Raw genomic sequence first — 13882 nt, 5'->3', positions numbered from 1 at the left:
TTGGCGAAACGAACCTTTCTCGACTTCGAGCAGCCCGTGGCGGAGCTCGAAAGCAAGATCGAAGAGCTGCGCTATGTGCAGACGGAGTCGGCAGTTGATATCTCGGAAGAAATCGATCAGCTCGGCAAAAAGAGCCTTCAGCTCACCAAGGAAATCTACAGCGACCTGACGCCCTGGCAGATCACCAAGATCGCCCGGCATCCGGAGCGTCCCTACACCCTCGACTACATCAACGAGATCTTCACGGATTTCGTCGAATTGCACGGCGACCGCCACTTTTCGGATGATCTTTCGATCGTCGGCGGCTTGGCGCGATTCAACGGCACGCCCTGCATGGTGCTCGGCCACCAGAAGGGCCGCGATACCAAGGAACGCACTGCGCGCAACTTTGGCATGAGCAAGCCCGAGGGCTACCGCAAGGCGCTGCGCCTGATGAAGACCGCCGAGAAGTTCAAGCTCCCGGTCTTCACCTTCGTCGACACGCCGGGCGCGTACCCGGGTATCGACGCCGAAGAGCGCGGCCAGTCCGAAGCCATTGGCCGCAACATCTTCGAGATGGCGCAGCTCGAGGTGCCGATCATCGTGACGATCATCGGCGAGGGCGGTTCCGGCGGCGCGCTGGCGATCTCGGTCGGCGACCAGGTGCTGATGCTTCAGTACTCGGTGTATTCCGTCATCAGCCCGGAAGGCTGCGCATCCATCCTCTGGAAGACCAGCGACAAGGCGCAGGAGGCGGCCGATGCCCTGGGCATCACCGCGCACCGGCTCAAGGCGCTGGGATTGGTGGACAAGATCGTCAACGAGCCCGTGGGTGGTTCGCACCGCGATCACCGGCAGATGGCCGCTTTTCTGAAACGCGCATTGAACGATGCCTTCCGTCAGGTCGGCGACCTGTCGGTCAAGGAACTGCTGGCGCGTCGCTACGACCGGCTCCAGGGCTACGGTCGCTTCGCCGACACCAAGGCCGACAGCGGCAAGTAACGCGCGGCGCGGGCGCCTGCCCGCTGCGCGATCGCTCGTATGGACAATCCCGCCGACCATGCACTGGCTTCATGGTCGGCGGTTCTGCCTTTGGGCGTGGCCTACAGCGGCGGGGCCGATTCCACCGCGTTGCTGCATGCGGCCGCAAGACGCTGGCCGGGGCAGGTTCATGCACTGCATGTTCACCATGGCCTGCAGCGGGCCGCGGATGATTTCGAGGCGCATTGCGCCGCAGCATGTGCGGTGCTGGACGTGCCACTGCACGTGGGACGCGTGGATGCGCGCCATGCGCCCGGCGAAAGCCCGGAGGATGCTGCGCGGCGCGCGCGCTACGCGACCCTGGCGGGCCTAGCGCAGGCGCACGGACTGCAGCACGTCGTTCTGGCGCAGCATGCCGACGACCAGGTCGAGACGCTGTTGATTGCCCTCAGTCGCGGCGCCGGCGTGGACGGCTTGGCCGGCATGCCCAGTCGCATGGAGCGCCATGGCGTGGTGTTCCATCGCCCGCTGCTCGAACTGCACGCGGAGGCTTTGCGCGAGTGGATTGCCGCAGCCGGCATTCCCCACATCGATGACCCGAGCAATGCCGATCTGCGCTATACGCGCAATCGCATCCGCCGTCTGGTGCTGCCGGCGCTTGCGGAAGCCTTGCCGCAGTACCGCGAGACTTTTGCGCGTTCGGCGCGCAATGCGGCGAGGGCTTCCCGGTTGCTGTCCGAGGCGGCTGCAGGCGATCTCGCTGACGCGGGCTCCCCGCCCAGGTTGACCGCGCTGCGGGCCTTGCCGCGCGAACGGCTGGCGAATCTTCTTCGTCACTGGCTCAAGAGCGAGCACGGCGTGGTGCCGAGCGAAGCGCAGCTCGAGCAGCTTCTCGACCAGATCGCCGCCTGCAGTACCCGAGGGCATCGGATCCGCATCAAGGTGGCATCCGGGCGGGTCGAGCGCGAAGGCGACACGTTGCATTGGTACAATGCTTCGCCCTTGCCGTAGCTCTCAGCCTCGCGCTGATCTTGATAGGTGAGCTGATTGGCGAAGGCGCACGAATGCCGGCATTGCGGCATGCGAACTCTTCTCTCTTGACTTCACCCATGGCATTGATCGTTCACAAATACGGCGGCACGTCGATGGGCTCGACCGAGCGCATCCGAAATGTCGCCAAGCGCGTCGCCAAATGGGCTCGCGCCGGCCACCAGATGGTCGTGGTCCCGAGTGCCATGAGCGGCGAAACCAATCGCCTGCTCGGGCTCGCCAAGGAACTCGCCTCCGGCACGCCCAACGACGAGCACAACCGCGAGCTCGACATGCTCGCCTCGACCGGCGAGCAGGCTTCCTCGGCGCTCCTGGCCATCGCTCTGCAGTCCGAGGGTCTGCAGGCCGTCAGCTATGCGGGCTGGCAGGTTCAGGTGAAGACCGACAGCGCCTTCACCAAGGCCCGCATCGAGCGCATCGACGACGAGCGCGTGCGCGCCGACCTCGATGCCGGCAAGGTGGTCGTGATCACCGGTTTCCAGGGCGTCGACGATGCCGGCAACATCACCACGCTCGGCCGTGGCGGCAGCGACACCTCGGCAGTGGCGATCGCCGCGGCGATGAAGGCGAACGAGTGCCTCATCTACACCGACGTCGACGGCGTCTACACCACGGATCCGCGTGTCGAACCCGATGCGCGCCGCCTCGCCACCGTGAGCTTCGAGGAAATGCTCGAGATGGCGAGCCTGGGCTCCAAGGTGCTGCAGATCCGCTCGGTCGAATTCGCCGGCAAGTACAAGGTGCCCCTGCGCGTGCTTTCGAGCTTCACGCCGTGGGACATCGACATCAACGAAGAAGCCAAGTCAGGCACGCTGATCACTTTCGAGGAAGACGAAAACATGGAACAAGCCGTCGTATCCGGCATTGCGTTCAATCGGGACGAAGCCAAGATTTCCGTGCTGGGCGTGCCCGACAAGCCGGGCATCGCGTATCACATCCTCGGCGCTGTCGCGGATGCGAACATCGAGGTCGATGTGATCATCCAGAACCTGAGCAAGGACGGTCGCACCGACTTCAGCTTCACGGTTCACCGCAACGACTACGCCCGCGCGGTCGATCTGCTCAAGGCCAAGGTGCTGCCCACCCTGGGCGCGGCGGACATCGTCGGCGACACCAAGATCTGCAAGGTCAGCATCGTGGGCATCGGCATGCGCAGCCACGTCGGCGTGGCGAGCAAGATGTTCCGCGTGCTGAGCGAAGAGGGCATCAACATCCAGATGATTTCCACCAGTGAAATCAAGACCTCGGTCGTGATCGACGAGAAATATATGGAGCTGGCCGTCCGCGCGCTGCACAAAGCTTTCGATCTCGATCAGCCGGCCGCTTGAACGTGGCATAATCGACGGCTCAGGAACTGTGACCGAGTGGCCGAAGGTGCTCCCCTGCTAAGGGAGTATGGGGTGTAGAGCCTCATCGAGGGTTCGAATCCCTCCGGTTCCGCCAGAACTAGCTTTCAGATCGCTTCACAGCGCATCAAGAAGGCCTCAAGAGCCCCGCCAGACGGGGCTTTTTTGCGTCTGGACGCGGCACATCGCGTCCTCCCTCACCCTCCGCGCGGTCGAATGGGGTTGGGCGCAGTGGTCATACTGCAGCCCTTTCAATAGAGAGAGCGAGAAATGTCCACCGAGCCGAACAAGATGAACCCATTCCAGAAGTCGATGCTGGCGCGTGCGCACGCGATCACGCTCGAGCAGCTCGACCTCGCAAAAGACATCGCGTCGACATTTGCCGGGGCCAGTACGCACGAGCAGCGCGAACTTGCGGCGCAACTAGTGCAGGCCCTGGCGACGAACTACCTTGCTGAGACCCTGAATTCCAAGATGGCCAAGTAGCCGAACGCGCTGCTCCTGCTTGACCGGCAGGACTTCTTGGCAACGCTGGCCGACGCGATGGAGCCGTGCACGCTTCGCCATCAGTTGCGTGTCGTGCGTCATCATTCCCGGCGCACCGGAACGGCTGCTGCCTGGTCTTGAGTTCGGCGCGCGCGTCCCGATCAGCGAGCGCCGGTCGTCCCCGCCGGGGCCGGGGAGAGGTACTCGGCCGTGCGCTCCAGCAGGCCTACCAGCCAGTAGCGCGCGTCCGTGGCGTCGCCGTGATAGGCGGCAGGAAGCCATGCGCCGGGTCTGCCGTACCCCGCCACCAGCTCGTCGAGCGGCGGACAAGGCACGTCGCCGGCTCGTTCGCCGAGGGCCCGCCCGAGCACCGACCGCCAGTTGTCGTCTGGCAGGGGGATGGTCGGCAGGTACGCCGCCGCCATCGCTGCGGCGGCGTGCGGCAGACGTTCGGCCTCCGCACGAAGCACACGCAGTACGGCGAACTCGTGCATGGTGGGCGGCCTGATCAAACGCATGGTGTGGTCCGCCGCGCCGCAGGAATTCTTGCGCGCGGCGCAATCATTTCAGGCGCACGAACGCGGCGTCGTTGACCCGGCCCTTTTCCCCGGTGTCGGCCTGAGAGAACTCGACGTTGCGCGCCGTCGCCATCAGCTCCCGCTTGGTGTCCATGATGTGCTCCTCGAGCAGCGCGACGACCTTGGCGACATCGCGCTGGCGGCAGGCTTCCACCAGCCGCCGGTGGTCGTTCTGCGGCCTTTCCTTGCCGGTCGCGATCGACATCGCGACATGGGTGTAGCGGTCGGTGTTGAGGCAGTACTCCTCGATCAGCTGACGCAGCCGCCGGTTGTTCGCGGGCGCCGATAGCGCCAGGTGAAAACGGCGGTTGTATTCGGCCCATTCCGACAACTCGTTCGATTCCTGATAGGCGTCGAGGATGCGATCCATCGCGTCGAAGTCGCGTTCGACCATGTTCGGCACCGCAAGCCGGGCGGCGTAGCACTCCAGCGCCACGCGGATGTCGAGCATTTCGCAGATTTGCTCGACGTTCATGCTTTTCACCACCGCGCCCCGGTTCAGGTGGTGCGTCACCAATCCCTCCGATTCAAGCTGCCGCAACGCCTCGCGCACCGGGATGCGGCTCGCGTTGAAGCGCTCGGCCAGCGTGTCCTGCCGCAGGGCGCTGCCGCCGGGCAGGCAGCCCGAAAGGATCTCCTCGCGCAGCGTGTCGCGGATGGTCTGGTGAAGCGGCTGTCGCGCGCCCGAATTGGCCGAGGTCATGGGGGGTGTTTTCCGATTCTTATCTCTGCATACAAGATTGTCGTTGAGGATCCTATTATTTAAATATTGGATCCAATAAATAAAATATTGGATTCCTTGACCACGTACTGGTCGTACTTGCGCGAGAAGGTGCCGACGGCGCGCGGGTGCCCCGGCGAGGAGTCGGACGAGGTCATCACCCACGGCTGCTTCATGAAGGCGCGGACGTCGTCGTCGCTCTGGTTGAACGAAGCGATCAGCAGGTCACCGCCGCGCAGCACGGCGATGGTGGCGTCCACCGCGTCCTGTCCGCTGGCCTGCATCACCTGCGTCAAGGTTTTGCCGACGTATTTGGGATTGCCGTCCGCGAAAAGAATGGCGTCGGGGCCGCCGCGCAGGCGCAGGTTCTCGTGGATGTCCGTGCGCAGCTTCTGCTGCACGGAGGGATCGTCGAAGCGCTGCAGCAGCGCCTTCGCGCCGCCATCCAGCGCCCACGGCGGTATCAGCGCGGCGGAGAAGCGGGTGCTCGACGCGGTCCACGGATAGTGGTCGGCCGTGATGTCCAGGCCCTTGGCGCGCGCGGCGTCGATGCGCCGGATGATGTCGCCGCTCTGGCCCTGCACATCCACGCCCAGTGCCTTGATGTGCGCCACGTGAACCGGACGAGGTCATCCGCATCGGCCACGAGCCCGCGCCGGTCGGCCGTTGGCGACTAAGGGTAATCACGGGGTAGGTCCTGAAAACTTCGTTCAGTACACTCATCGACGAGTATTCAGTGTACTGAATCAAGCGGCCAAGCGCACTAAATCGCAGCCCCCCGATCCCACTCAGCACCCACCCCACGAGGAGCCACCATGTTTCCGAAGAACGCCTGGTACGTAGCCTGTTCGGCCAACGAGATCGACGACAAGCCCTTGGGCCGCAAGATCTGCGGCGAAAGCCTGGTCCTGTACCGCGCACTCGGTGGCAAGGCGACGGCGCTGGAAGACTTCTGCCCGCACCGCGGTGCACCGCTGTCGCTCGGGCGCGTGGTCGAAGGCAAGCTGGTCTGCGGCTATCACGGCCTCGAGATGGGCTGCGACGGCAAGACCGTTGCCATGCCCGGCCAGCGCGTGCGCGGCTTTCCTGCGATCCGCAACTTCCCGGTGATCGAGCGCTACGGCTTCGTCTGGGTCTGGCCCGGCGATCCGGCGCTGGCCGACGCTTCCAAGCTCCACCACCTCGAGTGGGCCGAAAGCCCCGAGTGGGCCTACGGCGGCGGCCTGTTCCACATCAACTGCGACTATCGCCTGATGGTCGACAACCTGATGGACCTGACGCACGAAACCTACGTGCATTCGACCAGCATCGGCCAGAAGGAAATCGACGAAACCCCGACCACCACCAAGGTCGACGGCGACACGGTGGTCACCAGCCGCTTCATGGAGAACATTCAGGCGCCGCCGTTCTGGCGCATGGCACTGCGCGGAAATCATCTGGCCGACGACGTGCCGGTGGATCGCTGGCAGATCTGCCGCTTCACGCCGCCGAGCCACGTGATGATCGAGGTCGGTGTCGCGCACGCGGGCAAGGGCGGCTACAACGCCGATCCGGCACACAAGGTGTCGAGCATCGTGGTCGACTTCATCACGCCGGAAACCGAGACCTCGCACTGGTACTTCTGGGGCATGGCGCGCAACTTCCAGCCGCAGGACAAGGCCCTCACGGCAACCATCCGCGAAGGCCAGCACAAGATCTTCAGCGAAGACTTGGAGATGCTCGAGTCGCAGCAGCGCAACCTGCTCGCGCACCCGACGCGCAATCTGCTCAAGCTCAACATCGATTCGGGCGGCGTGCAATCGCGTCGCGTGCTCGATCGCCTGATGGCGCAGGAAGGCATCGGCGCCGACGCGGTGGTGGCATGAGCTCGGCCGAACTCGAAGTGCGCATCGCGCGCAAGCAGGCGGAAGCCGTCGACATCTGCACCTTCGAGCTGGTGCAGGCCGAGGGCCATCCGCTGCCGGCGTTCTCCGCCGGCTCGCACATCGACGTGCACATGCCCGGCGGCGTCACGCGCCAGTACTCGCTGTGCAACGACCCGCGAGAAAGCCATCGATACCTGATCGGCGTGCTGCGAGACCCCGCTTCGCGCGGCGGCTCGAAGACCATGCACGACGCGATGGAAGAGGGCGCCCTGCTGCGCATCAGCTCGCCGAAGAACCACTTCCCGCTCGCGCACGGCGCGACCCGCAGCCTGCTGATTGCCGGCGGCATCGGCGTGACGCCGATCCTCTGCATGGCCGAGCGTCTGGCGATCACCGGCGGCGCGTTCGAGATGCACTACTGCACGCGGTCGAGAGATCGGACGGCCTTCGTCGATCGCATCGCGCAGTCGGCCTTCGCGCCGCAGGTGCACTTTCATTTCGACGACGGCGACGCGTCGCAGAAGTTCGCGCTCGATCCGTTGCTGGCCGCGCCGCAACCCGGCGTGCACCTGTACGTCTGCGGGCCGAAGGGCTTCATGGACTGGGTGCTCGATGCCGCGCGTGCCGCGGGCTGGCCGGCCGACCAGCTCCACTACGAGTTCTTCTCTGCCGAAGTGGCCAAGTCCGATGACGACGCGGCCTTCGAGGTCAGGCTCGCGAGCTCCGGCCGCGTGGTCAAGGTCGAGAAGGACCAGACCGTGGTGCAGGCCCTGGCCGCCATCGGCGTCGAGGTGCAGACCTCCTGCGAGCAGGGTGTGTGCGGCACCTGCCTGACGCGCGTGCTTGAAGGCGAGCCGGACCACAAGGACATGTACCTCACGCCGGAAGAGCAGGCGGCCAATGACCAGTTCACGCCCTGCTGCTCGCGCTCGCGTTCGCCGGTGCTGGTCCTTGACCTGTAGCTGCGCGCGGGGCCTGCCCCGCCATCGATAATCGCGGGCTGAATGCCAATCGAACCCGCCATGCAGAGCCAGGAATCCAGCACCGCCGAAATCAGCCTGAATGACCAGCCCGGACACCTGATCCGCCGGGCGCATCAGATTTCGGTGTCGGTCTTCTATGAAACGCTGGGCCGCGACGTCACGCCGGTCCAGTACGCGGTGATGCGCACCCTGCAGGACAACCCCGGCATCGACCAGGTCACGCTCGCGCAGCAGGTGGCGCTCGACACGTCGAGCACGGCCGACATCGCGGTGCGGCTCGAAGGCAAGGGCTGGATCACCCGCAAGCTCCTCGCGCGCGGCCAGCGCGAGTTGCGCCTCACCGCCGAAGGCGAGGCGCTCCTCGCGCGGATGGTGCCCGGCATGCAGCAGATGCAGAACGCGCTGCTGGGCATGCTCTCCGAGGAAGAGCGCGAGGCGTTCATCGAACTGCTCAGCAAGTTCGTGACCGTCAACAACGAGCGCAGCCGCGCGCCGATGCGCACCTGAGGCGGGACCGCTGGCGGCGGCGCCGGCCGGGCACTATGCTCGGTGCGCCAAAAAGGAGACACCGATGCCGCAAGAGACAGCACGCCGCCAGACACTGGCGGACCTTCTGCGCCGCAGCGCGAGGCGCTACCCCGACAAGCTCGCCATCGCCTGCGGCGAAACGCGATGGACCTACGCCGAATTCGATGCGATCTGTTCACGGGTGGCCGGCGCGCTGGCCCGTCACGACATCGGGAAGGGCGAGCGCGTGGCGGTCCTCGCGCGCAACTCGCACGCCTTCGCAGCGCTGCGCTTCGCGCTCGCACGGCTCGGCGCGGTGCTGGTGCCGATCAACTTCATGCTGAAGTCGGAAGAGGTGGCCTACATCCTCCGGCACGCGGGTGCCTCCATGCTGGCGACGGACACCGGCCTCGCGTCCCTCGCGCGCGAGGCCGCTGCGCTCGACACGGCGGTGCGCGACTTCCTCTGGCTGCCGTCCGAAGACCCAAGCGATCCGGTGCCCGGCATGCTGCGCTTCGATGAGTTCGCCCTCGGCAACGCCGAACCGCCGGAGGTGGACTTGCAGACCGGCGATCTCGCACAGATCGTCTACACCAGCGGCACCGAGTCGATGCCCAAGGGCGCGATGCTCACCCACGACGCGGTGATCGCGCAATACGTGAGCTGCCTCGTCGACGCCGAGATCGCCGGCGGCGACCTCACGCTGCACGCACTGCCGCTCTACCACTGCGCGCAGCTCGACGTGTTCCTCGGCCCGTCGATCTACGCGGGCGCGACCAACGTCATCACCGCCAAGCCGACACCGGACAACCTGCTGCCGCTGATCGAGAAATTCCGCATCGGCTCGTTCTTCGCGCCGCCCACCGTCTGGATCTCGCTCCTGCGATCGCCGCTTTTCGACACAACCGACCTCGGCAGCCTGCGCAAGGGCTACTACGGCGCGTCGATCATGCCGGTCGAAGTCATGCGCGAGATCATCCGCCGGCTGCCGCAGATGCGGCTCTGGAATCTGTACGGCCAGACCGAGATCGCACCGCTGGCGACGATGCTCGGCCCGGACGACCAGCTGCGCAAACCCGGTTCGGCGGGACGCGCGGTGCTCAATGTCGAGACGCGCGTGGTCGACGACCTGATGAGGGATGTGGCGGTCGGCGAGATCGGCGAGGTCGTGCACCGATCACCGCATCTGATGCTCGGCTATTTCCACGACGACGAGCGGACCCGGGCCGCCTTCGACGGAGGCTGGTTCCACTCGGGCGACCTCGCCACCATCGACGAAGAGGGCTACATCACCATCGTCGATCGCAAGAAGGACATGATCAAGACCGGCGGCGAGAACGTGGCGAGCCGCGAGGTCGAGGAAATGATCTATCGCATGCCGCAGGTGTCGGAGGTCGCGGTGGTCGGCGTTCCGCATCCGCACTGGGTCGAGGCCGTGGTCGCCATCGTGGTGCCAAAGGCCGGCCACACGCTCGACGAAGGGCTGGTGCTGGCGCATTGCAACGAGCACCTCGCGGGCTTCAAGGCGCCCAAGCGCGTGGTGTTCGCGGAGGCGCTGCCCAAGAACCCCAGCGGCAAGCTGCTCAAGCGGGACCTGCGCAAGGCGCACGCCGGGTTGTTTGCCGGCGCTCAAGCCAATACTTCGACCTGAACTCAGCGGCGCGGCCCGGCGCCGCATTCGTCAAGCACTGCGATGGTCGTTTCGACCCGATGAGCGATTTCGTCGCTGAGGGCCTTGGGCGGCCGGTGGGCCGTCGTCATGATCAGACTGGCCGTGCCGACCAGCATCACGAGCCCTGCAAGCAGATCCATGTGGGTGAGAACGCTCATCGAAAAATCCCCGAGTTGCTCCGGCGGGCGCCGGAATGAAGTCGGGACTCTCTCAACGGTGTTGCGCACCTTCAATCCGTCCAATGGCGGGACGCGTTGTCGGACGGCGCCTACGGCGCCGGATCCGACCACCGTTCACTGCACGACGAGGTGGCTCACGGCGGGACTCGACGGCGGCAGGGTGAGCTTCATGTCTTCCAGCGTCTTCACGATCAGGTGCGCGATCATCAGGTTGCGCTGGCTCTTGCTGTCCGCCGGTACCACGTGCCATGGCGCACTGGCGGACGAGGTGGCGGCGAGTGCCTTCTCGTATGCCTCCTCGTAGTCCGCCCACTTCTTGCGCACCGCGAGGTCGTCCATCTGGAACTTCCAGCGCTTGTCCGGCTGGTCGATGCGCGCCTGCAGGCGCCTGCGCTGCTCTTCCCTGCTGATGTGCAGCATGCACTTGATGACGACCGTGCCGGTTTCGGCCAGCAGGCGTTCGAAGTCGTTGATCTGCGCGTAGCGGCGCCGTGTCTCGGCCTTGTCGATGAGTCCTTCGACCACCGGGACCAGCACGTCCTCGTAGTGGCTGCGGTTCCAGATCGCGAGTTCGCCGGCCGCCGGCACGGCCGCGTGGCAGCGCCAGAGGAAATCGTGCGCGCGCTCGTCCTCGCTGGGCACCTTGAAGGCCTTCACCCGGACGCCGAGCGGCGACGTGCGCGAAAAGACCCATCGGATCGTGCCGTCCTTGCCGCTGGTGTCCAGCCCCTGCAGCACCAGCAGCAGCTTGCGCCGCCCCTCGGCATGCAGCTTGTTCTGCAGATCGTCCAGGCGAACCGCGAGCGCTTCCAGCTCCTGCCTCTGTGCCTCCTCGTCGCCCTTCAGGAAAGGGGTCGCGGCGGGATCGATGTTCGCGAGCTTGAACTTTCCGGCGACGCGATATTTCTTGAAGCTGGCCATGGGGATCGGACTCCTGTCGCAAAAGGCGCAGGGTACGCCAAGCGGCTGCGTCCGGCCCGACTCACTCGTCGTCGTCGAGCGATGCGCTCCAGCGGTTGTCCCAGTTGCCGCGACGGGCGCTTTCCAGATCGCGCCGGTCACGCTTGGTCGGCCGGCCCTGCTCGATGCTGAGCGCGGGCTCGCTGCCCAGGCGGCGCTGTTCCCGCACGGCAGCCTGCGCCGCCAGGCTTTCGGGCGTTTCTTCGTAGAGCTGCTGAGCGACCGGTGCCGGGCCGCGCTGGCCGCTCAAGCCGCGCACCAGCACCTCGCGCGTGAACGGGCCCAGCCGCACCGTGACCTTGTCGCCCGGTTTCACTTCGCGCGAGGCCTTGGCAACCTCGCCGTTGACCTGCACGCGGTGCTTGCCGATTTCGTCGGCGGCGAGCGAGCGCGTCTTGAAGAAGCGCGCGGCCCAGAGCCATTTGTCGATACGTAGGCGATCCATGGATCAGCGATTGTCGCGCGCCAGCGGCAAATGGACGACGGCATCGAGCCCGATCACCCCTGTGGCGGATTCCCGGTTTTCCAGCGCGATGGTGCCGCCGAGCGCCAGCACGATCTCGCGGCAGATCGCCAGTCCGAGTCCCGAGCCGCTCGCCACGTCGCCGGCCGCGAACGGCGCGAACAGGCGCTGGCGCAGTTCGTCCGAAATGCCCGGGCCCTGGTCGCTCACGGTCAATGTGGCGGTCTGCGCGTCGGCCGCCACCCGCACGACCAGCGCCCCCCCGGGCGGGCTGTGCTTGATCGCGTTGTGCAGCAGGTTGCGCGACAGCTCCTGCAGCATCCAGCGGTGCGCGCGCACCGGCACTGGCGCAGGCGCGGCCGAGAGCTCGAAATCGAGCGCCTTGTCCGCCACCAGCGGGGAGACGTCGAGCGCGATGTCGCGCACGCATTCGGCGAGGTCCAGCGTCACCGATTCGGGCTGCTGCCGCAGCTGTTCGACCTTCGCAAGCGACAGCATCTGGTTGGCGAGCGTCGTCGCGCGCTCGACGGTCTGGCTGATTTCCTGGAGCGCCTGGTCGGCCGGCACGTCGCCCCGGCGCGCGGACTGCACCTGCGCCTTGAGCACCGCCAGCGGCGTGCGCAACTGGTGCGCGCTGTCGCGCACGAATCGCTTCTGATGGTCGAGCAGGCGCTGGAGCCGCCCCATGACGCGCGTGGTCGCGTCGATCAGCGGCCTGAGCTCGCGCGGCGCATCGGGCGCATCGATGGGCGAGAGGTCGTCGTCGGCGCGGGCCTCGATCGCCTCGCCCAGCTCGCGCACCGGCCGCGTCGCGCGTTGCACCACCACCACCGTGACCGCGGCGATCACGGAGATCAGCACCAGTTGCCGCCACAGCGTGTCGACGAGCAGCTTGCGCGCCAGCGTTTCCCGCAGTTCGAGCGTCTCGGCGACCTGCACCACGGCCATGCCGCGGCCGTGCGAGCTGGCCACCGGCTGCAGCAACACCGCGACGCGCACCGGCATGCCGCGGAACTCGGCGTCGTAGAAATCGACCAGCGCCGCATACGGCGGCCGGTCGGGCAGCTTGCCGCGCCAGAAGGGCAGGTCCTCGAAGCCGGAGATGAGCTCGCCGCCGAGCGCGGAGACGCGGTAGTACATGCGGCTCTGGTTGTCGGCCTCGAAGGCTTCGAGCGCGGCGTAGGGGACCACGGCGCGGAGCTGCGCCTGCTCGTCGTAGCCGTTCACGTCCAGTTCTTCGCCGATCGTCTTGGCCGAGGCGAGCAGGGTGCGGTCGTAGGCGGTGGTCGCGGCGGCCAGGCTCTGGCGATAGAGGCTCACGCTGTTGATGACGATGAACAGCGCGATCGGCGCGAGGATGCCGACCAGCAGCCTCGCGCGCAGCGAAGACACAGGCTTCATTTCTCTTCGCGCAGCAGGTAGCCGAGGCCGCGCAGCGTCATCAGCGTGACGCCGGTGGCGGCGAGCTTCTTGCGCAGGCGGTAGACCACGACTTCGATGGCTTCGTACTGCACGTCCATCTCGCCGGGGAAGACCAGCTCGAACAGGCGCTCCTTCGACACTGCGTGGCCGGGCTTGACCATCAGCGCCTTGAGCAGCGCGAGCTCGCGCGGCGTGAGTTCGAGCACCTCGGCGCGGTGGTAGATCGCGCCGTTCTCGGCGTCGTAGCGCAGGCTGCCGACTTCGGGCAGCCGTGCGGGCGAATCGGCACCCGCGCTTTGGTTGCGCCGGTGCAGGGCGCGGATGCGCGCCTCCAGTTCGTCGAGGTCGAAGGGCTTGGGCAGGTAATCGTCGGCGCCGGCGTTGAGTCCCATGATGCGGTCGCCGACCGTGCCGCGCGCGGTCAGCAGCAGCACCGGCGTGCGCAGCCCGGCGGCGCGGGCCTGCGCCAGCACCTGCAGGCCGTCGAGGTTGGGCAGGCTCAGGTCGAGCGCCACCACGTCGGGTTCGAGCGAACGCCATTGCGCAATGGCCTGCGCGCCGTCGCCGCACACCCGCACGTCGATCTGGCGCCGGCCGAAGGTGCGCTGCAGGGTGGTCTGCATCGATGCGTCGTCTTCGACTAGCAGCAGCTTCATGCCGGGATTTTCGGTGTTTACCCCAGTCTGCCGG

At 66.4% G+C, this 13882-nt stretch carries 16 protein-coding genes and 1 tRNA gene; 9 read left to right on the top strand and 8 right to left on the bottom strand.

Features of this window, described 5'->3' with window-relative positions:
- The 5 genes from BLW05_RS03045 to BLW05_RS03025 all read left to right on the top strand — a co-directional run bounded on the left by BLW05_RS03045 (position 1) and on the right by BLW05_RS03025 (position 3842).
- Positions 1–981: an acetyl-CoA carboxylase carboxyltransferase subunit alpha gene (locus BLW05_RS03045; protein WP_093159476.1), complete on the top strand. Its 981-nt coding sequence runs from the start codon at positions 1–3 to the stop codon at positions 979–981.
- A gap of 39 nt (positions 982–1020) precedes the next feature.
- Entirely contained in the window at positions 1021–1971 is a 951-nt protein-coding gene (gene tilS, locus BLW05_RS03040) for a tRNA lysidine(34) synthetase TilS (RefSeq protein WP_093159473.1), read from the top strand.
- Between the two features lie 98 nt (positions 1972–2069).
- Positions 2070–3338 carry an aspartate kinase gene (locus BLW05_RS03035; protein WP_093159471.1) on the top strand — a complete coding sequence of 423 codons (1269 nt, stop codon included), beginning with the start codon at positions 2070–2072 and terminating at the stop codon, positions 3336–3338.
- Between the two features lie 22 nt (positions 3339–3360).
- A tRNA-Ser gene (locus tag BLW05_RS03030) sits at positions 3361–3453 on the top strand.
- Positions 3454–3626: 173 nt separating this feature from the next.
- Entirely contained in the window at positions 3627–3842 is a 216-nt protein-coding gene (locus BLW05_RS03025) for a hypothetical protein (protein ID WP_093159468.1), read from the top strand.
- A gap of 161 nt (positions 3843–4003) precedes the next feature.
- Here BLW05_RS03025 and BLW05_RS03020 read toward each other — a convergent pair whose 3' ends face one another.
- Genes BLW05_RS03020 through BLW05_RS03010 form a run of 3 tightly spaced genes read right to left on the bottom strand, consistent with a single transcriptional unit; the run spans position 4004 to position 5755 of the window.
- Entirely contained in the window at positions 4004–4360 is a 357-nt protein-coding gene (locus BLW05_RS03020; RefSeq protein ID WP_093159466.1) for a hypothetical protein, read from the bottom strand.
- 43 nt (positions 4361–4403) lie between these two features.
- Positions 4404–5123, bottom strand: a complete 720-nt coding sequence (locus tag BLW05_RS03015; RefSeq protein ID WP_093159463.1) for a GntR family transcriptional regulator — start codon at positions 5121–5123, stop codon at positions 4404–4406.
- Positions 5124–5182: 59 nt separating this feature from the next.
- Positions 5183–5755 carry a hypothetical protein gene (locus tag BLW05_RS03010; protein ID WP_256329990.1) on the bottom strand — a complete coding sequence of 191 codons (573 nt, stop codon included), beginning with the start codon at positions 5753–5755 and terminating at the stop codon, positions 5183–5185.
- A gap of 201 nt (positions 5756–5956) precedes the next feature.
- Here BLW05_RS03010 and BLW05_RS03005 point away from each other — a divergent pair, with 201 nt between their 5' ends.
- The 4 genes from BLW05_RS03005 to BLW05_RS02990 all read left to right on the top strand — a co-directional run bounded on the left by BLW05_RS03005 (position 5957) and on the right by BLW05_RS02990 (position 10147).
- Complete coding sequence (locus BLW05_RS03005) at positions 5957–7006, top strand: aromatic ring-hydroxylating dioxygenase subunit alpha (protein ID WP_093159461.1); 1050 nt, start codon at positions 5957–5959, stop codon at positions 7004–7006.
- A complete protein-coding gene (locus BLW05_RS03000; protein WP_093159458.1) occupies positions 7003–7968 on the top strand; it encodes a PDR/VanB family oxidoreductase in 966 nt (321 codons plus the stop codon). Before BLW05_RS03005 ends, BLW05_RS03000 begins: the two co-directional genes overlap by 4 nt.
- A 60-nt stretch (positions 7969–8028) precedes the next feature.
- Positions 8029–8496, top strand: a complete 468-nt coding sequence (locus tag BLW05_RS02995; protein ID WP_093159456.1) for a MarR family winged helix-turn-helix transcriptional regulator — start codon at positions 8029–8031, stop codon at positions 8494–8496.
- A 64-nt stretch (positions 8497–8560) separates the two neighbouring features.
- Entirely contained in the window at positions 8561–10147 is a 1587-nt protein-coding gene (locus BLW05_RS02990; protein ID WP_093159453.1) for an acyl-CoA synthetase, read from the top strand.
- 2 nt (positions 10148–10149) lie between these two features.
- Here the strand turns inward: BLW05_RS02990 and BLW05_RS35840 are convergent, their stop codons facing one another.
- The 5 genes from BLW05_RS35840 to BLW05_RS02970 all read right to left on the bottom strand — a co-directional run bounded on the left by BLW05_RS35840 (position 10150) and on the right by BLW05_RS02970 (position 13848).
- Positions 10150–10326: a hypothetical protein gene (locus tag BLW05_RS35840; RefSeq protein WP_177142536.1), complete on the bottom strand. Its 177-nt coding sequence runs from the start codon at positions 10324–10326 to the stop codon at positions 10150–10152.
- A gap of 135 nt (positions 10327–10461) precedes the next feature.
- Positions 10462–11268 carry a PPK2 family polyphosphate kinase gene (locus BLW05_RS02985; RefSeq protein WP_093159451.1) on the bottom strand — a complete coding sequence of 269 codons (807 nt, stop codon included), beginning with the start codon at positions 11266–11268 and terminating at the stop codon, positions 10462–10464.
- Positions 11269–11329: 61 nt separating this feature from the next.
- Positions 11330–11752: an RNA-binding S4 domain-containing protein gene (locus tag BLW05_RS02980; RefSeq protein ID WP_093159448.1), complete on the bottom strand. Its 423-nt coding sequence runs from the start codon at positions 11750–11752 to the stop codon at positions 11330–11332.
- Between the two features lie 3 nt (positions 11753–11755).
- Positions 11756–13171, bottom strand: a complete 1416-nt coding sequence (locus BLW05_RS02975) for a sensor histidine kinase (RefSeq protein ID WP_093159446.1) — start codon at positions 13169–13171, stop codon at positions 11756–11758.
- Positions 13168–13848, bottom strand: a complete 681-nt coding sequence (locus tag BLW05_RS02970; RefSeq protein WP_093159443.1) for a response regulator transcription factor — start codon at positions 13846–13848, stop codon at positions 13168–13170. Before BLW05_RS02970 ends, BLW05_RS02975 begins: the two co-directional genes overlap by 4 nt.
- Positions 13849–13882: the final 34 nt, after the last annotated feature.

The organism is Variovorax sp. YR216 (assembly GCF_900107745.1).
Taxonomy (GTDB): domain Bacteria; phylum Pseudomonadota; class Gammaproteobacteria; order Burkholderiales; family Burkholderiaceae_C; genus Variovorax.
This window is presented reverse-complemented; position numbering and strand designations above follow the sequence as displayed.